At 62.4% G+C, this 21,458-nt stretch carries 15 protein-coding genes; 13 read left to right on the top strand and 2 right to left on the bottom strand.

Annotation, left to right across the window (positions count from 1 at the left end; all coding sequences use genetic code 11):
* Positions 1-85 precede the first annotated feature (85 nt).
* Entirely contained in the window at positions 86-982 is an 897-nt protein-coding gene (locus HMPREF2842_RS02920; RefSeq protein WP_371259997.1) for an IclR family transcriptional regulator, read from the bottom strand.
* 410 nt (positions 983-1,392) lie between these two features.
* On the opposite strand from HMPREF2842_RS02920, the gene leuC reads away from it, so the two are divergent.
* Positions 1,393-2,835: a 3-isopropylmalate dehydratase large subunit gene (gene leuC / locus HMPREF2842_RS02915; RefSeq protein ID WP_049356655.1), complete on the top strand. Its 1,443-nt coding sequence runs from the start codon at positions 1,393-1,395 to the stop codon at positions 2,833-2,835.
* A gap of 26 nt (positions 2,836-2,861) precedes the next feature.
* Entirely contained in the window at positions 2,862-3,455 is a 594-nt protein-coding gene (gene leuD / locus HMPREF2842_RS02910; protein ID WP_005505627.1) for a 3-isopropylmalate dehydratase small subunit, read from the top strand.
* Positions 3,456-3,609: 154 nt separating this feature from the next.
* Here leuD and HMPREF2842_RS02905 read toward each other — a convergent pair whose 3' ends face one another.
* A complete protein-coding gene (locus HMPREF2842_RS02905) occupies positions 3,610-5,061 on the bottom strand; it encodes a transcriptional initiation protein Tat (RefSeq protein ID WP_070642639.1) in 1,452 nt (483 codons plus the stop codon).
* A gap of 691 nt (positions 5,062-5,752) precedes the next feature.
* Here HMPREF2842_RS02905 and murA point away from each other — a divergent pair.
* The 11 genes from murA to coaD all read left to right on the top strand — a co-directional run bounded on the left by murA (position 5,753) and on the right by coaD (position 21,451).
* The gene (gene murA / locus HMPREF2842_RS02900) at positions 5,753-7,186 is read left to right on the top strand and encodes a UDP-N-acetylglucosamine 1-carboxyvinyltransferase (protein ID WP_049347430.1); all 1,434 of its coding nucleotides are present in this window, start codon (positions 5,753-5,755) and stop codon (positions 7,184-7,186) included.
* Entirely contained in the window at positions 7,186-8,043 is an 858-nt protein-coding gene (locus HMPREF2842_RS02895) for a lysophospholipid acyltransferase family protein (RefSeq protein ID WP_049347432.1), read from the top strand. The genes murA and HMPREF2842_RS02895 overlap by 1 nt, the downstream gene beginning before the upstream one ends.
* 111 nt (positions 8,044-8,154) lie before the next feature.
* Positions 8,155-9,273, top strand: coding sequence for an NAD(P)H-dependent glycerol-3-phosphate dehydrogenase (locus HMPREF2842_RS02890; protein WP_070642638.1), 1,119 nt, complete (start codon positions 8,155-8,157; stop codon positions 9,271-9,273).
* Positions 9,274-9,414: 141 nt separating this feature from the next.
* Positions 9,415-9,864, top strand: coding sequence for a hypothetical protein (locus tag HMPREF2842_RS02885; protein ID WP_141752172.1), 450 nt, complete (start codon positions 9,415-9,417; stop codon positions 9,862-9,864).
* Positions 9,865-9,979: 115 nt separating this feature from the next.
* On the top strand, positions 9,980-11,098 hold the full coding sequence (locus HMPREF2842_RS02880; protein WP_049347437.1) for a D-alanine--D-alanine ligase family protein: 1,119 nt from the start codon (positions 9,980-9,982) through the stop codon (positions 11,096-11,098).
* Between the two features lie 660 nt (positions 11,099-11,758).
* The gene (locus HMPREF2842_RS02875; RefSeq protein WP_246823161.1) at positions 11,759-13,417 is read left to right on the top strand and encodes a PT domain-containing protein; all 1,659 of its coding nucleotides are present in this window, start codon (positions 11,759-11,761) and stop codon (positions 13,415-13,417) included.
* Positions 13,418-13,495: 78 nt separating this feature from the next.
* Positions 13,496-14,851, top strand: coding sequence for a thiamine-phosphate kinase (locus HMPREF2842_RS02870; protein ID WP_070642634.1), 1,356 nt, complete (start codon positions 13,496-13,498; stop codon positions 14,849-14,851).
* A gap of 254 nt (positions 14,852-15,105) precedes the next feature.
* Positions 15,106-16,446, top strand: coding sequence for a DAK2 domain-containing protein (locus tag HMPREF2842_RS02865; protein WP_070642632.1), 1,341 nt, complete (start codon positions 15,106-15,108; stop codon positions 16,444-16,446).
* The gene (locus tag HMPREF2842_RS02860; RefSeq protein WP_083309200.1) at positions 16,443-20,090 is read left to right on the top strand and encodes an ATP-dependent DNA helicase RecG; all 3,648 of its coding nucleotides are present in this window, start codon (positions 16,443-16,445) and stop codon (positions 20,088-20,090) included. Before HMPREF2842_RS02865 ends, HMPREF2842_RS02860 begins: the two co-directional genes overlap by 4 nt.
* A 109-nt stretch (positions 20,091-20,199) precedes the next feature.
* Positions 20,200-20,829, top strand: a complete 630-nt coding sequence (gene rsmD / locus HMPREF2842_RS02855) for a 16S rRNA (guanine(966)-N(2))-methyltransferase RsmD (protein ID WP_070642630.1) — start codon at positions 20,200-20,202, stop codon at positions 20,827-20,829.
* Positions 20,830-20,974: 145 nt separating this feature from the next.
* A complete protein-coding gene (coaD, locus tag HMPREF2842_RS02850; RefSeq protein WP_060824643.1) occupies positions 20,975-21,451 on the top strand; it encodes a pantetheine-phosphate adenylyltransferase in 477 nt (158 codons plus the stop codon).
* The last annotated feature ends 7 nt before the right edge of the window (positions 21,452-21,458 follow it).

The following is a 21,458-nucleotide window of genomic DNA, read 5'->3' as shown; positions in this document are numbered from 1 at the left end:
AAGCAAGAGCACACAAAAGAATCCCTCCCCACCTCAAACGAGGCAGGGAGGGATTCTTTTCGTTAGATCTACACGCTACTGAAGCTTAGTCTTCTTCAGTACTCTCAGCGCAGGGAGCCTGCTGAGACGCCGCAAGCTCACGCAGACCGTCCGTAATCGCCTGAGCAGCCTTAACGACCAGCTCAGGGTAGTTGCGGTTCGGCTGGCGGGTCATGCGGTCAATCGGACCCGAGATGGACACTGCCGCAATCACCTTGCCGCCGGGAGCGCGCACCGGAGCAGAAACCGAGGCGGTACCGCGCTCACGCTCACCTACGGACTGCGCCCAACCGATGCGGCGCACAGCCGCGAGCATGGCGGCGCTGAAGTGCGCATCGCGCAGGCCTTCAACAATGCGGTTCTGGTCTTCCCAAGCCAGCAGAACCTGGGCGGCGGAACCAGCCTGCATGGACAGCTGGGTACCGACCGGAATGGATTCGTGCATGCCGGAGGGGCGTGCCGCGGTCGCAGCGCACACGCGCCAGTCACCCTGGCGGCGGTACAGCTGGGTGGACTCGTCAGCTTCGAGGCTGAGCTTCTGCAGAATCGGGTCTGCCACGGTGATGAGCTCGTCAGCAATGGTTGCGGATGCGAGTTCGGTCAGGCGGGGTCCGAGCATGAAGCGCCCCTGCACGTCGCGGGCTACGAGGCGGTGGTGTGCCAACGCCACGGCGAGGCGGTGTGCGGTGGGGCGCGCCAGACCGGTTGCCTTGACGAGGTCACCCAGAGATACGGGTCCTGCCTCGAGGCAATCAAGAATGAGGGTCGCTTTATCGAGCACGCCAACGCCGGAGGAGCCGTGGGAGTGTACCTCTACCATCTGCTCGTCGGCGGCCATGTGTTCGGGCGGCTTGACGGGGTCAACAATCGGTGCGTTGTGGTGTGTGGATGCGTTGGGGTGACGCATTCCGTGTGCGTTAAAACGTGAGGCGGAAGGAGTCATTCTTATATTCTATCTCAGAATATGAAAGATACCCCGGACTTCATGGACTCTTTGAGATGCAGAGCTGAAGATGGAATCACCCCCTACGGGATAAATTGTGAACTTTTCATAATAAGTGTTTGTGTGGGTTTATGGGTGAAAATATGCGAAAAGACGCAGAAAAATGCGAATAATCTCGCAAAATTACCCTGGAGTCATAGAGTAAACCCACATAAAAACACTCGCTAGTTCGGGGTGTTTCTAGGCCGTCTCACAGGCTAAGAATCCGTGAAAAAATATGCGACACGCCGCAGGGAAATACCGATTTGAGGGTCCCATCGGGTACATAATCCGCCCCTCAACTCCGCAAACTTGCGGCACGCACCACACCGAACGCATCCACCGTAGGAACGCATCAAGCAGGAGAAAGCATGACTAGCGAACAGAACGCAACCACCGCGGGCACCCGTCCGCGCACCCTGGCAGAAAAAGTCTGGGACGCACACGTCGTCGTCCCCGGTGAAAACGGCAAGCCCGACCTGCTCTACATCGACCTGCAGCTACTGCACGAAGTGACCTCCCCCCAGGCATTCGAAGGCCTGCGCATCGAGAACCGCCCCCTGCGCCGCCTCGACCTGACCATCGCCACCGAGGACCACAACACCCCCACCGACAACATCTTCGGCACCATTGCCGACCTGACCAGCCGCACCCAGATCGAGACCCTGCGCCGCAACGCCAAGGAATTCGGCGTGCGCATCCACTCCCTCGGTGACGAGGAACAGGGCATCGTGCACGTGGTCGGCCCGCAGCTGGGTCTGACCATGCCCGGTATGACCATCGTCTGCGGCGACTCCCACACCTCCACCCACGGTGCGTTCGGCGCTCTCGCGTTCGGTATCGGTACCTCCGAGGTGGAACACGTCATGGCGACCCAGACCCTGCCCCTGGCACGCTTCAAGACCATGGCAATCAACGTTGAAGGCACCCTCAAGCCCGGCGTGACCGCAAAGGACATCATCCTCGCCGTCATCGCGCAGATCGGTACCGGCGGCGGTCAGGGCTACGTGCTCGAATACCGCGGCTCCGCGATCCGCTCCCTCTCCATGGAGGGCCGCATGACCATGTGCAACATGTCCATCGAGGCGGGCGCACGCGCCGGCATGGTCGCCCCCGACGAGATCACCTTCGAGTACATCAAGGGTCGCCAGCACGCGCCCAAGGGTGAAGAGTGGGACAAGGCAGTCGAGTACTGGAAGAGCCTGCCCACCGACGAAGGCGCCGTCTTCGACAAGGAAATCTTCATCAACGCTGACGAGCTCGAACCCTTCGTCACCTGGGGTACCAACCCCGGTCAGGGCATTCCGCTGAGCCACGCCGTTCCCTCCCCGGACGACTTCGAGGACGAGAACGACAAGGTCGCAGCAGAACGCGCCCTCGAATACATGGGCCTGGAGGCGGGCACCCCCATGAAGGAAATCCCCGTGGATGTTGTCTTCCTGGGTTCCTGCACCAACTCCCGCATTGAGGACCTGCGCGCCGCAGCGGACATCGTTCGTGGCCGCACCATCGCCGAGAACGTGCGCATGATGGTCGTGCCTGGCTCCCAGAAGGTCCGCGCGCAGGCAGAAGCAGAAGGCCTGGACAAGGTCTTCAAGGACTTCGGTGCCGACTGGCGCTTCGCCGGCTGCTCCATGTGCCTGGGCATGAACCCCGACCAGCTGGCACCCGGTGAGCGTTGCGCCTCCACCTCGAACCGTAACTTTGAGGGCCGCCAGGGCAAGGGTGGCCGCACCCACCTGGTCTCCCCGGTGGTCGCCGCCGCAACCGCTGTGCGCGGTACCCTGTCCGCCCCGTCCGACGTCGTGGCCTAGCACGCCGCTATAGCTAAGGAGCCATTATGGAACCCATTATTAAGCACACCGGCATTGGCGTGCCGCTGCGTTCTTCGAATGTTGACACCGACCAGATCATCCCCGCCGTCTACCTCAAGCGAGTGACCAAGACTGGCTTTGATGATGCCCTCTTCGCTAACTGGCGTAAGGACCCCGAGTTCATCCTGAACCAGGAGCCCTACAAGCACGGTAGCGTGCTGGTTGCGGGCCCGGACTTCGGTACCGGTTCCTCGCGTGAGCACGCCGTGTGGGCGCTGCGCGACTACGGTTTCAAGGTCGTTATCTCTGCTCGTTTTGCCGATATTTTCCGCGGCAACTCCGGTAAGCAGGGCCTGGTCACCGCACAGGTTGCACAGGACGATATCGAGCTGATTTGGAAGGCGCTGGAGCACGAGCCCGGCACCGAAATCACCGTTGACCTGGAGTCCAAGACCGTAACCGTGGGCGCGCTGGTTGTTCCCTTCGAGATTGACGACTACGTGCGCTGGCGCCTCATGGAGGGCCTGGACGATATCGGTCTGACCCTGCAGAACCTCGAAGCTATTGAAGCGTACGAGGCGAAGCGCCCCTCCTGGATGCCCCGCACTCAGGAGCTCTAAGTAGGGGAACTCTAAGCCGTAGATATATAAAGCTCGAAGGCGGCGACTGATTCAGTCGCCGCCTTCGAGCTTTTCTGTACCCAAAAACCTGGCACACATATGAATGTGCCTCCCCGGAACTTCCGGGGAGGCGTATTTATTCAATACCTAGAGCTTAGGCACCCTCAGTGATGGGGGTGTTCAAGGTTGCGTTCTCGGTACAGCTGTACAGCGCCGCCGAACCGGGGGAGCGCACACCCGCGGTCGGGTTCGCGTTCTGTGCGGTGGCAAGAGCGAAGTCAGAAACCACCTCGTGGTTAATGTAGCTGCCGCCTGCGCCGCCGCCGCTGCTCAGGGCGCTGAGCGAGTAGATGTTGCCTTCGCCCTCGAACTGCACCTGACGGCCGAAAACGCCCTCGTAGTATGAGCCAACGGTCCAGATGTTCAGGCCTGCGCCTCCGCCGCCGTAGCCGGCGCCACCACCGGATGCTACGGAGGTGAGGGAGAGCTTGCCGTGGGTTCGGGAAAGCAGCGCGCCGGAGCCGCCCTTACCGCGGTAAGAGCCGGTTGCGTTCGCACCGCCGGTGCCCTTCTCTCCCTCATGCACGGAGTCGCCCTCGTAGCGGTAGTAGCGCGGGAAATCGTAGGAGTCGAACCAGGATTCGGACATGGGCATGAGCTTTAGCTCGTTGTTCTCGTCGAGGACGCCTGCCAGTGCCTCACCGAGGGTGCCAGCTACGCCGGAGCGACCAGCGGTACCGCCGGTGACCATGAAACGCATGTCGAGGGTCTTATCGTCCTCGTCGAGGGGCTTGAACTCCTGGTAGGGGCTTGCCATGAGCATGCCGCCCTGACCGGTGTTGTCGGTGCCCAGGTCGCCGCCCGCGCTGCCGCCTGCGGTGGTGGATGCATCGCGACCGTCCAGCGCCACGCGCAGTGCCGGGTTCAGCTGATCCTTGGGCTGGGCGTTGAAGAGGCTCTGGTGGGTGGTGAGGGTGCCCAGCTGCGCGCCGCCGCCGCCAGCACCGGCAACGGCTACGACGGTGACTGCGCCGTCGCGGACGAGCTCGACCGCGGAGGAGCCGCCGCCGGACGCGCCGTACACGTAGCCGCTATCGGTGCCTCCTACTACCTGCGCTGCGCCGGTTGCGGTGCTGGAGCCGGTGGAGTCGCCGCCTGCTGCGTAGCCTTCGCCTCCGAGTGCGGGCTGTGCGCCGGCTGCGGAGCCGACGCCGCCGTTACCCGCCCAGACGCGCAGGATGTCGCCGGACTTGACCGCAAGAACACCGCTGAGCTGTGCACCGGCACCGCCGCCAGCCAGGGCCGCGTTCGTGACGTCGGTCAGGTATCGGGGAGTGAAGGAAGATGCGGCACCGCCGGCACCTCCCACGAGGTCGAAGCGTACTCGTCCAACGCCTTCAGGGACGAGCCATTCGGTGTATGCGCCAGCCTTGTCGTCGAAGCCGGTTGCGGTCGGCTTGAGGGTCAGAGCGGGGGAACAGGTGGGCTCGCCGCTTGCCGCCCATGCAGGGACGGTTGCGCTGGCGAGGATAACGGGAGCACTCCACGCCGCACCCTGTACGAGGCGACGGCGCGAAATGCGTGATGCAGTGTTGTGATGTGTCATATTTGGGGTCCTCCGGTAGTTCGCGGATGCAGCCGCGAAGCGACCTGTGGTTGGTTGCGATGGGCCCTGGTTTTTAGTTGACTTTCGAATATTTACGGTGATGTTGAAGTGAATTTTTGAAGTTGAAGTGAATCAGGAAGCCGAACCGTTTTGGTTGGGTACCATCGCAAAGGTTTATGCAGTGAATGCACGCCACGCGCCCTCCCGTGAGGCTCTGTACTGCGCGGGTGCAAGGTCGGTGCCGGCGCCTATGCCGCAGTGTAGAGCTGATTGGCTCCTCCGTGAGAGCGGAGGCGCCGTTCAGTGGGCACGAGTGTGCACGTTATTGTAGGGGTGAGGTTGCTCTCAAGTTCAAATTCGGACGTTAAAAAGACGAAACTAACGTCAAATTTCGGCGAAGAAACAGAAAATGTTTGCATTAGTGTGAATGTTTGTGTATCTTTTTGTTTTTCTGGCTCTGAATCTGAGGGGGCCAGAGCGGTTTTTCACATACACAACAGAGCAAAATCTCAGTCACGAGTTCCAAAGGTTCTTCAGTGTTTGGAGCACCTTTACGCAGGGCTTAGAATAATGATGAATATATGCGCCCGTTTCGCCCTGCTACCGGCAGGGGCGCGGCACGACAGAACGCGGCGCATCGGCACACTGTTAAAGTTCGGCCTAAACCAGCCGACTCCACAAAGGATTTTTAATGACTGAGAACATCAGCAAGCTTCGCATTGAAGGTGGCACTCCGCTCGTTGGTGAGGTTCACGTTCGAGGCGCCAAGAACCTGGTGCCCAAGGCGATGGTCGCAGCACTGCACGGTTCGACCCCCTCGACCCTGCGTAACGTCCCTGACCTGAGCGATGTCGAAATCGTTACCACCCTCGTGGAGCTGCACGGTGCAAAGGTCGACTACGACCGCGAAGCTGGTGTTCTGACCCTCAACCCCGCACAGGATGCAACCACCGCCGCAAAGAACGCAGAGGAGATTCAGCTCTTCGGTGGTAACTCCCGCATCCCGATTCTGATGGTGGGCCCGCTGCTACACACCCTCGGTACCGCACGCATCCCCAACCTGGGCGGCTGCAAGATCGGTGACCGCCCCATCGACTACCACATGTCTGCGCTGCGCAAGTTCGGCGCAGTCGTTGAGAAGGACGACGAAACCGGCACCACCTTGATTGTTCCCGAAGAGGGTCTGAAGGGTGCAGAGATTGTGCTGAACTACCCCTCCGTGGGCGCTACCGAGCAGGTCCTGCTCACCGGTGTGCGCGCTAAGGGTAAGACCATCCTGCGCAACGCAGCGATTGAGCCCGAAATTATTGACCTGATTGCTGTTCTGCAGAAGATGGGCGCGATTATCTTCATTAACGAGGACCGCACCATCGTCATTGAGGGCGTGGACGAGCTGACCGGCTACGATCACGCGTCCCTGCCCGACCGTAACGAGTCTGCTTCTTGGGCTTCTGCGGCGCTGGCTACCGGCGGCGACATTTTCGTGCGCGGTGCAGCCCAGAAGGACATGACCGCGTTCCTGAACCAGTTCCGCAAGATGGGCGGCCTGTACGAGGTGACCGCCGAGGGCATCCGCTTTACCCACCCGGCTCAGCGCACCCCCGGAGCTCAGCTGAAGCCCATCGTCTTTGAGACCAACGTGCACCCCGGCTTCATGACCGACTGGCAGCAGCCCCTCGTCGTGGCGCTGACTCAGGCTAAGGGCGCGTCCATCGTGCACGAGACCGTGTACGAGGAGCGTTTCGGCTTCACCAACGCGCTGAAGCAGATGGGCGCAGATATTGTCGTCATGCGTGACTGCGTGGGCGGCACGCCCTGCCGTTTCGAGGGTAAGGGCTACGGTCACTCCGCTATTATTTCTGGCCCCACCCCGCTGACCGGTGCCGACATTGAGGTTCCGGACCTGCGCGGCGGCTTCTCCCACATTATTGCTGCTCTGACTGCTAAGGGCACCTCTCACGTGAGCGGTGTTGAGCTGATTGCTCGCGGCTACGAGAACTTCGAGGAGAAGCTCAAGGGCCTGGGTGCCAACTTTGAGGTGCTGGCACGCAAGGCGTCGAAGGCTCCCAAGCCCGATGCAGCAATCGTCGTTGTTGAGCCCGAGGAAGTTGAGGTTCAGGACTAGTGAGCGGACAGCAGGGAAAGCAGGCTCTGCCTGAGATTGAGCCCACCGCCTCCGGTGATGCTCTGTACAAGGTGCTCGGTAACGCTGCGCGCGGGCTGTACAAGCTCATCGCGCGCGTTGAGATTACCGGCCGTGAGAACCTGCCTAAGAGCGGCGGGTACATTATCGTGGCTAACCACACCACCGAGCTTGACCCGGTGACTGTGGCTTTCCCTGCTTTCGTTGAGGGCGCCCTGCCGCGCTTCTTGGCGAAGGATTCGCTGTTCCGCGCCCCCGTGCTCGGCTACATTATGCGCAAGCTCGCGCATATTCCTGTGGTTCGCGGTTCGGTGGATGCGCGTAAGTCCCTGATTACTGCCCGCAAGATTGTTGAGGCTGGCGGTGCCGTCGTGATTTTCCCGGAGGGCACCACCACCCATGATCCGCAGCTGTGGCCCATGCAGGCGCGTACCGGCGCGGCTCGTCTGGCTCTTGCGACCGGTGCGCCCGTCTACCCGGTGGCGCACTGGGGTGATGAACAGATTCTCGGTTACGTGGATGAGGCTGGCGAGGACGGCCGCATCAAGGAGAAGCGTAAGATTTCGCTGTTCCCGCGCAAGACCGTTCGCGTAAAGGTTGGCAAGGCGCTGGATATCGCCTCCCTCGTTGAGGATACCAGCCCCGAGGCTAAGCACACCCGCACCGAACTGGGCGTGGTCACCGACGCCATGCTGGACGCTATTACCGCCGAGCTGGAGACGATCCGCGGTGAGAAGGCTCCTGAGGGTCGTTGGAACCCGCGCACGAAGCGTCGTGAAGCACCCGGTACCCCCTCGGGTCCGGTTGGTGGCGCGCTCGGCGAACCGGACGAAAAGTAGCATCCCAGATGGGAAAATCGTAGAGGCCCTGACAGAAGCCGCGGCTATTTGCTGAGGCGCCTGTCAGGGACTCGCACAATAACCTCACAAGGAAGAGAGGCAGGTGTTTTCGTGACCTTCTTTGGACGCACCCCCGCAGCAAGCCCTGAATTTACCCCTCCGGCAACCGTACAGTCTATTGCGGTGCTCGGTGCCGGTAGCTGGGGCACCGCTTTCGCTAAGATCGCGGCGGACGCTACCCGCGAGCGCGGCGATGACACCCGCGTGACCCTCATCGGTCGTGATGAGCAGGTGATGGCTGAGTGCGAACGCACCCGCGAGAACGCCCGCTATTTTCCGGGAATGAAGCTGCCGGATAACATGCACTTCACGGCGGATGCCCCCGCGGCGCTGACCGGCGCCGATATCGTGGTTCTTGCCTTGCCCGCGCAGGTTCTGCGTTCGCAGTTGCAGAGCTTCGCCCGCTATATTGAGCCGAATGCCATGCTGGTGTCTTTGGCGAAGGGCTTGGAGACCGGTACGGGTCTGCGCATGTCGCAGGTCATTACCGAGGAACTGGAAGAATCCATGGCTCTGCGTGGTGCTGATCTGCGCGCGATTGGCCATATTCCGCACCGCGTGTGCGTGTTGTCGGGCCCGAACCTGGCGAAGGAAATCATGGGGGAGGAGCCTACCGCCTCCGTGGTTGCGGCTCGTACCCTGCCGGTGGCTGAGGCTGTTGCTCACGCGATTGCGTGCGGTTACTTCCGCCCTTACACCAACACGGATGTGGTTGGTACTGAAATTGGTGGCCTGGTGAAGAACGTGATTGCCCTTTGCGTGGGTATTTGCGAAGGCCGCAATTATGGCGATAACTCGAAGGCGTCCATTATGACGCGCGGTCTGGCGGAGATTACCCGCCTGGCGGTGGCGTTGGGCGGCGAGGCTGCGACGATGAGCGGTCTTGCCGGTATGGGCGACTTGATTGCGACCTGCTCTTCGCCGCTGTCTCGTAACCACACGGCGGGCCGCCTGCTGGCTCAGGGTGTTACCCCTGACCGCCTGCACGAGCACATGAGCCAGACGGCTGAGTCGATTAAGTCGGCACCGGTGGTGGCTGAGCTGGCTCGTCGCCACGGCGTGGAGATGCCCATTGTTGAGGCTGTGGTGGCTGTGCTTTCGGGCCGTATTGGCATTGAGGAGTTGGCGCCTCAGTTGCTGGGTCGCCGCCTCAAGCATGAAGGGCATTAAGAGCACGCAATGAACCTGAGCTCGGTAACCACCGCTGTGTTGGGCTCCGCAGGGTATGGGGCGCTGTGTGCTGCAGCTACAGGGTCGGTAGCTCAAAAAACCGAGTGCGATCGCCCGGTATACCTGTGGGAACCCGCCGATATGGGAGAAACCGCGCACCAGCTTCCGGTGACTTACACCACCGATATATACGAGGCTCTTGAGAGTGCCGATATTGTGGTGGTTCCCTGGGGCGAACAGGCTGATTCGTGCCCCGAGGAGATGACGGGGGTCATGGCATTCCGCCGATGGGCATACCTGCTGCCTCAAACCGCTATAGTGCTCGCAGCCGCAGGTTCTGCCGAGGACACCATGAACGTGTCTGAATATCTGCGGCAGATACTGCACACTGAGTTTCCAACGCGGCGTGAACGTGTGGCGGTGCTAACTATTACCGCTCATCATCTGGCGGGTACAGGTGTGATGGAACCGGTAAAAACTCACCCCAGGCGCCCCCGCACCGCCACTCTCACCACCGACGATGCGCACATGCATCAGCTGATTACCGCCTTATTTGATGGGCCTGTGCTGCGTATTCACCGTGCGCCATGACCCCGGTATCTGCGGTTACCGCAGCTTGGGTACTAGTGTCAGAAAGGCCCGTAAGAGACGATACAATGGGCTGTAAGTGGGGCGGGTACGCCCCGAAACGAACAGGGAGAAATATATGACCGAGAAGAAGACCGTCGCCCTGCTGTGCGGTGGCCGCTCCTCCGAGCACCCGATTTCGCTCATTACCGCTGCCGGCGTTCTGGGCGCTATTGACCGCACCGCCTACGACGTCATCACTATCGGTATTACCCGTGACGGCCGCTGGTACCTGACCGACGAGCAGCAGCTTGCCGAGCTGACCGCTGGCACTCGCGGTACCGCAGAGTTCCCCGAGGGTACCCAGCAGGTGTTCCTGCCGATGGGCGCCGGCGATTCCCGCCTGACCCTGGTGGATGCTGAGGGTAACGTTACCCGCACCGCACCGGTGGACGTTGTGTTCCCGCTGCTGCACGGCCCCTTCGGTGAGGACGGCACCGTGCAGGGCCTGCTGGAAATGGCTGACCTGCACTATGTGGGTTGCGGTGTGACCGCATCCGCTGTGGGTATGGATAAGCACTTCATGAAGGTTGCTTTCGAGTCTGCTGGCCTGGAGGTCGGCCCCTACGAGGTTGTCACCAACCGCCAGTGGGAGCACGAGGACCGCGAGCAGATCCTGGAGCGCGTGCTGAAGCTGGGCTTCCCCATGTTCGTGAAGCCGACCCGCGCAGGTTCTTCCTTCGGTATTACCAAGGTGGATTCGGTGGAGGAGCTCGTGCCCGCGATTGAAGAGGCGCGCCGCCACGATCCGAAGATCATTATTGAGGCGGGTATTGTGGGCCGCGAAATCGAGTGCGCTGTGCTCGATGGCCACCACGGCGAGATGCCCCGCGCATCCTACCCCGGTGAGATTGAGGTTGTGGACGAGGATCACGGCTTCTACGACTTTGAGGCGAAGTATGTTTCTGAGTCTTCCGCTGTGACCGTGTGCCCGGCGAACCTGCCGCAGGATGTGCAGGATCGTCTGCGTGAGCTGGCTGTGAAGGCGTTCCTGGCGCTGGATGGTGAAGGTCTGTCTCGTGCGGACTTCTTCTACACCGAGGATGGCCGCCTGGTCATCAACGAGGTGAACACCATGCCCGGCTTCACCCCGATTTCGATGTACAAGACCATGTGGGAGAACACCGGCATCTCTTACACTGACCTGATTAGCGAGCTGCTGACCCTGGCGATGGAACGACCCCTGGGTCTGCGCTAGTTCTTGAGGCTGCGTTAGTTCTGAGACTGCGTTAGTTGTTCTTGAAGCTGCGTTAGTTCTTGGGCACGCTGTCGTTTTGACTGCGCTCAGTTATTGAATACGTAACGGTGGGGGAGTAGCCCCTGCTGTAAGGCGCCTCGGTGCGGATTCTTGAGGGATTCGCGCCGGGGCGCTTTTTGCGCGGTGGGCAAGTTCAGTCTGTGCGGGAGGGGTAATTGGTACGTATTGAGCCCCAAAAGCTTATGAGAATCGCTCGTTTTTCACTCATGAGAAAAATCACTTACACCCACCTCGGGGCTGCTTGGATGGTGGAGTGCAAGTTTTAAAGCGGTATTGATAAGGCAAAACGTAATTCTGCTCATAAGTGCATGAAATGATGCTTCTAGGTAACGAAAAGATGTCGTTGATGGTCGTTGCACATCTTGAAGCTCAAAGATTGGTATGAAAGCGCTAAAATGAGTAATGAAGAAAAAGCCGATTCGGTAGAATAGATGAAGGCATATCCAATCTGCCCTAGCGATTGGGTATCTATTCACTCACAACGTATTAGAAAGTCAAGGACAACCTTTGGGAAAACGAAACCGTAAGGTGGTCTCTGCGAGTCTGGCGACAGCACTGGTTGCTTCCGGAAGTCCATACGTAGCCTCATTTGCTCAAGATGTGCAGGAGGCAGCGTCACAGCTTCCGCCGAACCCTGTCGGCACCGCAGAACAAACCCAAGATTCCGCCGCGACCGCGGCATCCTCCTCCCAGACGGCAGTACCCACGCTCGCAACCGTGAGCGCATGGCCCACCGCTCAGGGGGACAATAAGACTGACAAAGCGCAGGCAGAGCCCACCGCTCAGCCTAGCGCTTCTTCGAGTGCTCAGCCCACCGCTAGTGCTGAGCCTTCCGCAAGTGCTACGCCCAGCCCGGATGCGACTCCTACCCCGAACGCTACCGCGCAGCCTACTGCCGAGCCCACCGCTTCAGCTAGTGCGACTGCAAACCCGAGTGCTACAGCGAGTCCTAGCGTAGAGCCCTCTAAGGATGCGACCGCTGAACCTACCGCTACGCCGACCGTAGCTCCTAGCGCAAGTGCCGAACCGAGTGTTGCTCCTACCGCAACTCCGACGGCTGAGCCGACTGTAGCTCCGACTGCGGAGCCTACGGTCCAGCCGACGGCAGAACCTACTGTCGCTCCCACTCCGGAGCCGACCGTTGCGCCTACTGTGGAGCCCACCGCGGAACCCACCAAGGATGCAACTCCTGAGCCTACTCAGGATCCGACCCCTGAGCCTACGGTAGAGCCCACCCCTGAACCTACTCCCGAGCCGACGAAGGATGTAACTCCCGAGCCGACCCCGGAGCCTACTCAGGACCCCACACCGGAACCGAATCCGGAGCCCGCTCCTGAACCGACCAAGGACGTAACTCCCGAACCGACCCCGGAGCCGACTGAGGACCCCACTCCGGAACCGAACCCGGAGCCGACCCAGGATCCCGTCCCGGTTCCCGAGCCGACTAAGGACGTAACTCCCGAGCCGACCCAGGAGCCCTCTCAGGTTCCGGTCGTCCCGGCCCCGGTTCAGGATCCGACTCAGGAGCCCTCCAAGGAAGCTAAGCAGGAGCCGACTAACGAGCCGACCAAGGACGCGGTCATCCCCGTGATTCCGGTAGCTCCCGTAGCTCCGGTAGAGGATAACAAGGACAGCTCGGACTCCAAATCGGTTACCCCGATCGAGACCGAACCTGTTGCTCCGATTCCTCCGGCGAACAACCCGGTGACCGTCCCCGGCAATCGTCAGGAAGTCTCTGGGGAAGATGTCATCATCTCCATTGAGCTTCCGCGACCGGGCAACTCCTCTGAATCCTCAAGTTCCTCTTCGGGATCTTCGAGCTCTTCACCGAGCAAGGCACCGAGCGACAGGCTTGATGGCGACGATGACGATCCGTTGCGTTCCGGCGGTACCACCCTTGGACGAATTGCAGCCAATAACGGCTCGAATGACTCCATCCCGGGTGCGGCAGACTGGGTTGCTGGATACCTCTCGCGCAATAAGACCGACGAGGACCACTCCCACGAGGTAAGCCCCTCGAGCTCCTCAAGCTCGGTATCGGCTTCGAAGTCGCCTAGCTCCTCCACCTCGGCTAGCGCCAGCCGCTCCGCAAAGAGCGTGGCAAAGGCTGACGGCGCGAACGCCGCCCAGGAGCAGGCCGTGAAGAATGCGGACGCGGACGATTCCGGACTTTCCGGCATTGCACCGCTGATCCTCTTCTCACTCATCGGTCTGGTGCTGATTGCTCTGGCAATCCGCTACTTCAGCCGCGGAGCATAAGGCAAACATAACGCGTAAGAATACGCGATAATAGAGGATGTGAATCCTCAGACTTTTAGCGAAACGCGGGACAACCCCATGCGAGAGACACCTCTCTCAAAGCTGGGGGAGTCCCGCGTTCTGCGCGCTTTCATGCCGATTATCAACGCCCACAACGAGCAGGTTGCCGCTGCAGCACGCCAGGCGGGGCGCATCGAACCCCTCGAGGTGGGCCCCGGCGACGACTGTGCCGTTCTCGCCGAGCCCGCGCCCGGTCAGCGTACCGTGGTCACCACCGACACTCTCGTTGAGGACCAAGACTTTATGAACCTCTGGCCCGGCGGTATCGCACGGGCGGGCGAAGACGGTGAGTTCAATCTGGAACCCGCCCGCAGTAGCGGCTACGATGTGGGGCGCAAAGCCGCGACCCAGAACCTCGCCGACGTTGCCGCTATGGGTGCGCGCCCGGCGAGCCTCTTCATCTCCTTGAGCCTGCCCGGTAGCACTCCTTACGGCTGGATTGACGGCTTCGCCCACGGCATTGTGGACGGAATCAACGCCTGCGGAGCCACCGAATGCGTGATTGGCGGCGGCGATATTGGCGACTCCACCGAAATGTCGGTGACCGTTACCGCCCTCGGCTACACGGACCGCGCCGTGCTACGCTCCGGCGCGCGCCCCGGTGACACTATCGCCCTGGCGGGGCGTACCGCCTGGTCCGATGCCGGTCTGCGCCTGCTACTCAACCCGCTCTCCCTGCCCGCCACGGCACTGTTGCGTGCCATCGCCGCAGGCCAGGAAGTCGAAGCGGCGCTGGATGCGGTGGGACAGGCGTGGGCTCAGAAGCAGATTGAAAAGCAGGGCGAGGGATCGGCTGTTGCTCTTCCCGAGGGGCTCATCGAGCTCGCCCGCACCCTCACCCCCGAAGATGCCGCGCACATGATTGCGGTCTGCGAGCGCGCCGTCGAATCACAGCACCACCCGGTCAGCCCCATCCCCGCCGGTGAGGTGGCACGCCAGCATAAGGCAAGCTCCATGCTGGATCTTTCCGACGGACTCGTCAAGGACGCCGGGCGAGTTGCCGCCGCCTCCGGGGTGCAGATGCGCCTCGACCGCGCCGCCGTGGATGCTTTCGCCGAGCCGCTGCTACCGTTGGCGCGCCTGCTGCTGGCGATTGGTGAGCGCAACGAGGCGGGGGAGAGCCCCGCATCCCTGGCGCGCACCTTCGTGCTGGTTGGCGGGGAAGACCACGGTCTGCTGGCGACCTTCCCCGGTGAGGTGCCCGAAGAGTTCGTGCCCCTGGGCACCTGCGTTGCGGATGCCCCGGAGCGCGGTCTGAGCGCCGAACTCTACGGTGCCGAGCGCCGCCACAATGCGGTGACCGGCGCGGTGGTCGTGATGGACGGCCGCTCCCTGGACGGCATGGGCTGGGAACACTACGGGGCTTCCGCGTAGGAGCTTCACCGAGTGCCGCGAGGTGCGTGCGGTTTATATGTTTAGTCCGTGCTTTCAGCCCGCGGGATAGACGACGGACAATACCGTACATTTAACCGAAATTGCCTAGAATAGAAGTACGAAATAGGCTGGATCCCGCCCGTGCCGCGGGCGCTGAGAAATCAGTCGGGAACTAACCGGGAAATCAGTCGGGAACTAGCCACAAACTCAGCCGAGAACCGCGCGAAACTGACGAAACCGACGAGGAGGGTAGCGTGAACGCAGAACAGAACCAGCGCACCGAAGAACGCGAAATTTACCGCCGCGCCTGCGTGCGCGCCTACCGCTTCGGCGTAGCGTGGTCCACCGCCGCCCGTACCACCATCGAACGCTACCGCGAGGCGCTCAACGAACTCAACGGGTTCCCCGTGCCCGATAAGGACACCGGCTCCAATATCGCCCACACCCTGCTGACCCTGACCGAAGAGTTTGAGCGGGGCATGGAACAGGTTCTGCCCAGTGAGGATCTGCCCCGTAAGGTTCTGCCCAGCGAGGTTCTTCCCGCCGGCAAAAATCCTGGCGGGGAGGGCGCGTGCGTGCCCGAGGCGGCGGGCGCCTCCGAAGAGGAAACCCTCGCCCACCTGTGGATTCAGCTGGGCGGCATCTATGAGCACGCGATTATGCGCGCATCCCGCGTGGCGCGCGGCAACTCCGGTACTCTGCTCTGCGCTTGGGCGCTGGAGGCGGTGCGTAGCTACTGGTTCCTGCCCGGAAACCTCGCCCAGGAGCTCGGCGACGCAGGCGATGAGCTGCCGCTCGTGCGCGCTATGGAAGCAGACTACGAACGTGTGCTGGCTGGCGGTTCCCTGCCGAAGCACCGCGAAGTGAAGCTGGAGTACGCCCACGCTGAGGCGCGCGCGATGGCGTTCGCGGCTGAGCGTATTCGCGCCAGCGTGGGGGAGCAGATGGTGCCCTCCACGATGCTGTCGGTTATGGTGGAGCTCGCCCGCCTGGACGCACACTATGATGCATCGCAGGACGCAGAAGTTGCCGATGAGGTGCTGAAAGAGCGTCGACGTGCGCTGATGCGTGCCGCGCTGGAACGCACCGCGCAGTTCCCGCCCTCGCCCGAGCTTGCCGGTTTCGTGGATGCCGGCGCGCTCGGCTTCTACCTTGCCGTGGTGCACTCCAACCCGCGTTGGGAAGGTGCGACCCTGAACGAGGCGCAGGTGGAGTCCATGCTGCGTGCCCCCTCTGCCGATGTGACTTCTGTAGCCGGTTCTGCGGCACGAGTGGGTTCTGAACAGGCGGGCGCTGAACCTGCCGAGCACGCAGAACACGCGGAGCAGAGCGGCTGGGAGCTCATGGGTACGCTGACCTGCGAGCCCCTCGCCCTGGCGCAGCTACGCCCGGAGCTTGAAGCCATAGGTGACAGCCTGCTCATTACGCCCCTGGACATGGCGGCGGGGCTCTGGGCACTGCACGTGCACGTGCCCGACATCGACCCCGCCCGCGAGCTGATTATGGGCTACGGTCAGTGGTCGGATGAGCGTATTTCCTCCCTGGTGGATGGTCGTCACGCCGACCACGCGTGCGGTGCGGAGGGCGGAGCATGAGCCCCGCCCGACGTTCCGTGAACCCGCAGCAGGAAGCCCTGGACTTGGGTCTTCCTGAGCCTGCTCCGGTCAAAACTAAGCCGACAAATAAGCCCGCGAAAGCTGAGGCAGCGCAGAGTGAGCCCGTAGATTCTGAGTCCGTAGATTCAACGGTTGTGGAGCCTGCCCGTGCCGGTTCTGCGACCCGTGCTGATTCCGCGACCCGAGCTCGGCAACGGAAAAAGGATGCGCCGCTACTGAGCGATGAACAGCTCCGCACCACCGCCGAGCTGACCGTGCGCGATCTTGCCGCCTACGCCCGGGGCAAGGCGAGCCGCGCCGAGCTGAGCGAACGCGCGGCACAGCGCGCCAGCGCACCCTACCGTAAGGCGCTCAAGACGCTCAAACATTCGCTGGGTCCCGCCGCGCACACCATGACCGACGACGCTCTCTACGAGCTGGTCGATATTGCGTTGGCGGCACGGCAGGCAACGCAACCGGATTTAAAACAGCCGGAAGTACATCAGCCGGGGGAACCTGCACGGAAAGCACCCGCCCGGAAGAAGCCGGCTCAGAAGAAGCTGGCTCAGAAGGAACTAACTCAGAACGAACCGATCCCGCAGGAGAGCGAAACTGCCGCGCGGGATATTTCGGCGCGCCCGCAAAAGGTAACGAAGGCAAGCGAAAAGGGCGAGCAGAAGCCTGCGCCGAAGAAGAGCGCGCCCGAGGCGGAAGCTGAAAAGCCTGCGCCCAAAAAGGCTGTAGCGAAGAAGACTGCGCCCGCAGAGAAAGCTCCCGCTTCCAAAGCCTCGGTATCGAAAACCGCAGCGCCGAAAACCCCTGCAAAGCCGAAAACTGCGCCGAAGAAGACTGCTCCTGCGAAGAAAACAACCGCTGCGAAGGTTGCGGCTGAGAAGCCCGCATCAGCCGCCGCGGAGGCTAAGAGCCGTGCCCTGGCGCGCTACGCCTCCGAAGACCGCATCGAAAACGCGCCGCTCAAAAAGTACCTTCCCGCACCCAGCGCCAAGGCAATCGCCACGCACCTGGACCTGCACACCGTCGGGGAGATGCTCGAATACTTCCCGCGCAAATACCTGCCGCGCGGCGAGCTCAGCTCCTTCGCCGAACTCGTTGAAGGCCAGGACGTCACCATCATCGCCCGCGTGGTGCACGTGAGCACTCGAACCATGGCGGCGCGCCGCGGCAAAATCACGGAAGTGACCATCACCGACCGGCTCTCCGACGCCACCGGGCAGGACGCACCCGCAGGTTTTGGGGCTGCCGGTTTTGGGGCTGGCGGTCCTGTATCCGTGGTGCCCGGGCGCGCTAACCGCCCCGGCGCATCCAGCGTATCCAGAGTATCCGGCGTGCCCGCGCAGAGCTGGCAGGCGACCGGGATGCACAACCCGCGCATTAATGCGCTCGCTAACTCCACGCAGAACCCAGCTGCCCAGAACCCGGCACAGGGCAGGGGAGCGCAACCCGCCTCCTACAGCGGCTACGCAGATAGCTACGGCCAAGATTCGTTCGCGCAGGACAGTTTTGCGCAGGATAGTTTCGCGCAGGGAGGCCTCTTTGGCGTGCCCGCGCCCAGTATGACGAACCCCGGCGCGGGCGTGCTCATTGGCTCGCAGATGAAGCTTTCCTTCTTCAACGCTTGGACCGCCGCCCGGGAAATCCGCGAGGGTGAAACCATGATGTTCTCCGGCAGGGTCGGCATCTACCGCGGCGAGTACACGCTCACCAACCCGCACTACGCCCTGCTCTCGAAGGACGCCTCCGGCGCGGACGTCACCGACGCCGCCACCGCCCCCGTGCCCGTCTACCGCGCCCCCGTGAAGCTGCCCACCGACCGCATTAGCGGCTACATGGCGCAGCTACTCGAAAAGGTGCCGCTCAAAGAATTTGAAGACCCGGTACCCTACACGATTCGTCGCGCCCGCAAGGTGCCGTCCCTGGAGTGGACGTACCGCGCCCTGCACACCCCCGACTCGGAGGACACTTGGCGTGCCGCGCAGGCGCAGATGCGTTACCGCGAGGCGTTCGTGCTGCAGAGCGCGCTCGCCCGCCTGCATTCAGTGCGTGCCGCGCACCTGACCCAGCCGCGCCCCGCCGTGGAGGGTGGACTCGCCGATCAGCTGCTTGAGGTTCTGCCCTACGAGCTGACTGAGGGGCAGCAGAAGGTGGGCGCTGAGATTGCCGCGGATTTGTCGAGCGAATCGCCCATGAACCGCCTGCTGCAAGGTGATGTGGGTTCCGGTAAGACCGTGGTGGCTCTGCGCGCCATGCTGCAGGTTGCCGATGCGGGCGGCCAGTCCGCGATGCTCGCCCCGACCGAGGTGCTTGCCGAGCAGCATTTGCGTTCGGTGCTGGACATTCTGGGGGATATGGCGGCGCCCGAAGGCTCTGACGCTGACGGTCCTGCTGATGCTGACGGCTCGATTGACGGCGGGGAAGAATCCGGCCGTGTGCGCGCGCGCCTGCTGACCGCCTCCATGGGCACCCGCGCCAAGCGCAAGGTACTGCAGGAACTCGCCGACGGCACCGCCCAGATTGTGATTGGCACCCACGCCCTGCTTTCCGACGAGGTGAGCTTCCACGATTTGGGTCTGGTCGTCGTGGACGAGCAGCACCGTTTCGGCGTGGAGCAGCGTGATGGCCTGCGCGGCACCGACGGTGCCCTGCCGCACCGCCTGGTCATGACCGCAACGCCCATTCCGCGTACCGTCGCCATGACCGTGTTCGGTGACCTGGATGTGTCCGTGCTCGACACCCTGCCCGCCGGTCGACAGAAAATCTCGACCCACGTGGTGCCCCTCGCCGAGAAGCCCGCCTGGGCGTCCCGCCTGTGGAGGCGCGCTCGCGAAGAAATCGACGCGGGCCACCAGGTGTATGTTGTCGTACCCAAAATCGGGGAGGACGGCGACAGCCTGGAGGAGGGCACCGCGTTCTTTGGCGCATCCAGCCTGAACGGTGCTGGAACCGGCGCGGGCAACTCAGCCCAGGGCTATTTCGGCCAGGGCGGTAGCGCCAGTAGCGACGGCAAGGTTCAGCTGACCTCGGTCGCCTCAATGTACTCCTACCTGAGTGCCGAGGACGCCCTCGTCGGCGTGCGTATCGGCACCCTGCACGGCCGCATGGACCCGGCTGAGAAGACCGCCGTCATGACCGCTTTCGAGCGCGGAGAAATTGACCTGCTCATCAGCACCACCGTCATTGAGGTGGGCGTGAACGTCCCGAACGCCACGCTCATGATCATCATGGATGCCGACCGCTTCGGCATCTCGGGCCTGCACCAGCTGCGCGGTCGTGTGGGCCGCGGCGGCTACGCGGGCACCTGCCTGCTGGTTACCCGCCAGGAGGAGGGCGGCGTGTCCCGCGAGCGCCTGGATGCGGTTGCCTCCACCACGGACGGCTTTGAGCTTTCCCGCATCGACCTGGCTCAGCGCCGTGAGGGTGATATTCTGGGTGCTGCACAATCGGGCTCGAAGAGCACCCTGCGGTTCTTGCGGGCGCTCGCCGATGCCGACATTATTGAGCGTGCCCGCGAGGATGCCCGCTCGGTGGTGGAGAAGGACCCGACGCTGGCTAAGCATCCGTCTTTGGCGCGTACGATTGACCGTGCCCTGGACGCTGACCGTGAGGCGTTCCTCGGCAGGGGATAAGCGCCTAACGGGGCAGAACGCCCTACCAGCCCCGCCCACCAACCTGCGTTGCCCACCACTCGCTGAAACCGTGACGTCAACACACCACACTAGTTAAGAGGAGAGACCTATGAGCCGTATTATTTCCGGTGCCGCCGGAGGCGTTCGCCTTGCCTCGGTTCCGGGGGATAATACTCGCCCCACCACCGACCGGGTGAAGGAATCCCTCTTCTCGAAGCTGGAGAGCTACGACATTATTCGTGGCGCCCGCGTGCTGGACGCCTTTGGCGGCTCGGGCGCGCTGGGCTGCGAGGCGCTCTCGCGCGGTGCCGCCTCCGTGACGCTACTGGACACGTACCCGAAGGCTGTTGCGGTGATTCGCAAGAACGTTGCCGCGGTGGAGAAAGCAATGGGTCGCACCGGCACCGGCTCTGCGGCGCGCGTGCAGCAGTCTCAGGCGCTGACCTACGTGAAGTCCGCCTCCGGTCCGTGGGACCTGGTGTTTGTTGACCCGCCCTACGCCATGCCGAACGAGCAGGTCAGCGAGCTGCTGGAGGCGCTCACCCCCAAGCTCGCCGAGGGTGCCGTGGTCGTGGTGGAGCGTTCTTCGCGCGATGCGGAGCCGGTGTGGGGCGAGGGCCTGTACTGTTTTTCGACCCGTCAGCACGGCGAGACGGTTCTCTACTATGTGGAGCCTGACGAGGTGGAGGAGCAGGCGGGCGACGAGTCTGGCGAGGACGCTGAAGAGCTCGCCGCCTAAAATTGCCGTCTGAGATTACCTGCTGATCTCACTGCCCAATCTTTCCGCTTCAGCCTGCGCTCGCCCGCATGCCACTAATCCGCATCCTAAATTCGCCCGCATCTACTCATTCCAACGTCTGATATTTATTTGTGAAGGGACCGCCATGATTGCCCTCTGCCCTGGATCTTTTGACCCCGTGCACCACGGCCACCTGGAAATCATTGCCCGCGCCGCTCAGCTCTTTGACGAGGTGATCGTGGGTGTGGCGCACAATAGCTCCAAGAAGTACCGTTTCTCCCTGGAGGAGCGCGTGCAGCTGGTGCGTGAGTCCCTGCAGGAGCTCGGCATTGAGGGCGTGAGCGTGGAGCCGATTCCGCCGGGCGTGCTGCTTGCCGAGTATGCGGCGGAGCGTGGCGCGAAGGTGCTGGTGAAGGGTCTACGTTCGGCGACGGACTACAGCTATGAGGCTCCGATGGCGAGCATGAACCGTCACCTGGCGCAGGTTGAGACGGTGTTCTTGGCGGGTGAGGACCGCTACGGGGCGGTGTCCTCGACCATTATTCGCGAGGTGGCTTCGCTGGGCGGTGACGTGACCCCCTTCGTGCCGGAGGCGGTCGCCCGCGCGCTGAAAAACGCCTAGAAAAATG

This window comes from Rothia sp. HMSC069C10, assembly GCF_001812205.1.
In the GTDB taxonomy this organism is placed as follows: Bacteria; Actinomycetota; Actinomycetes; order Actinomycetales; family Micrococcaceae; genus Rothia; species Rothia mucilaginosa.
This window is presented reverse-complemented; position numbering and strand designations above follow the sequence as displayed.

Excerpts from the sequence above, each read along its gene's own strand:
- HMPREF2842_RS02920 (WP_371259997.1), bottom strand. The coding sequence starts at position 982 with ATGACTCCTTCCGCCTCACGTTTTAACGCACACGGAATGCGTCACCCC.
- leuC (WP_049356655.1), top strand. The coding sequence starts at position 1,393 with ATGACTAGCGAACAGAACGCAACCACCGCGGGCACCCGTCCGCGCACC.
- leuD (WP_005505627.1), top strand. The coding sequence starts at position 2,862 with ATGGAACCCATTATTAAGCACACCGGCATTGGCGTGCCGCTGCGTTCT.
- HMPREF2842_RS02905 (WP_070642639.1), bottom strand. The coding sequence starts at position 5,061 with ATGACACATCACAACACTGCATCACGCATTTCGCGCCGTCGCCTCGTA.
- murA (WP_049347430.1), top strand. The coding sequence starts at position 5,753 with ATGACTGAGAACATCAGCAAGCTTCGCATTGAAGGTGGCACTCCGCTC.
- HMPREF2842_RS02885 (WP_141752172.1), top strand. The coding sequence starts at position 9,415 with ATGGGAGAAACCGCGCACCAGCTTCCGGTGACTTACACCACCGATATA.
- HMPREF2842_RS02880 (WP_049347437.1), top strand. The coding sequence starts at position 9,980 with ATGACCGAGAAGAAGACCGTCGCCCTGCTGTGCGGTGGCCGCTCCTCC.
- HMPREF2842_RS02870 (WP_070642634.1), top strand. The coding sequence starts at position 13,496 with ATGCGAGAGACACCTCTCTCAAAGCTGGGGGAGTCCCGCGTTCTGCGC.
- HMPREF2842_RS02860 (WP_083309200.1), top strand. The coding sequence starts at position 16,443 with ATGAGCCCCGCCCGACGTTCCGTGAACCCGCAGCAGGAAGCCCTGGAC.
- rsmD (WP_070642630.1), top strand. The coding sequence starts at position 20,200 with ATGAGCCGTATTATTTCCGGTGCCGCCGGAGGCGTTCGCCTTGCCTCG.
- coaD (WP_060824643.1), top strand. The coding sequence starts at position 20,975 with ATGATTGCCCTCTGCCCTGGATCTTTTGACCCCGTGCACCACGGCCAC.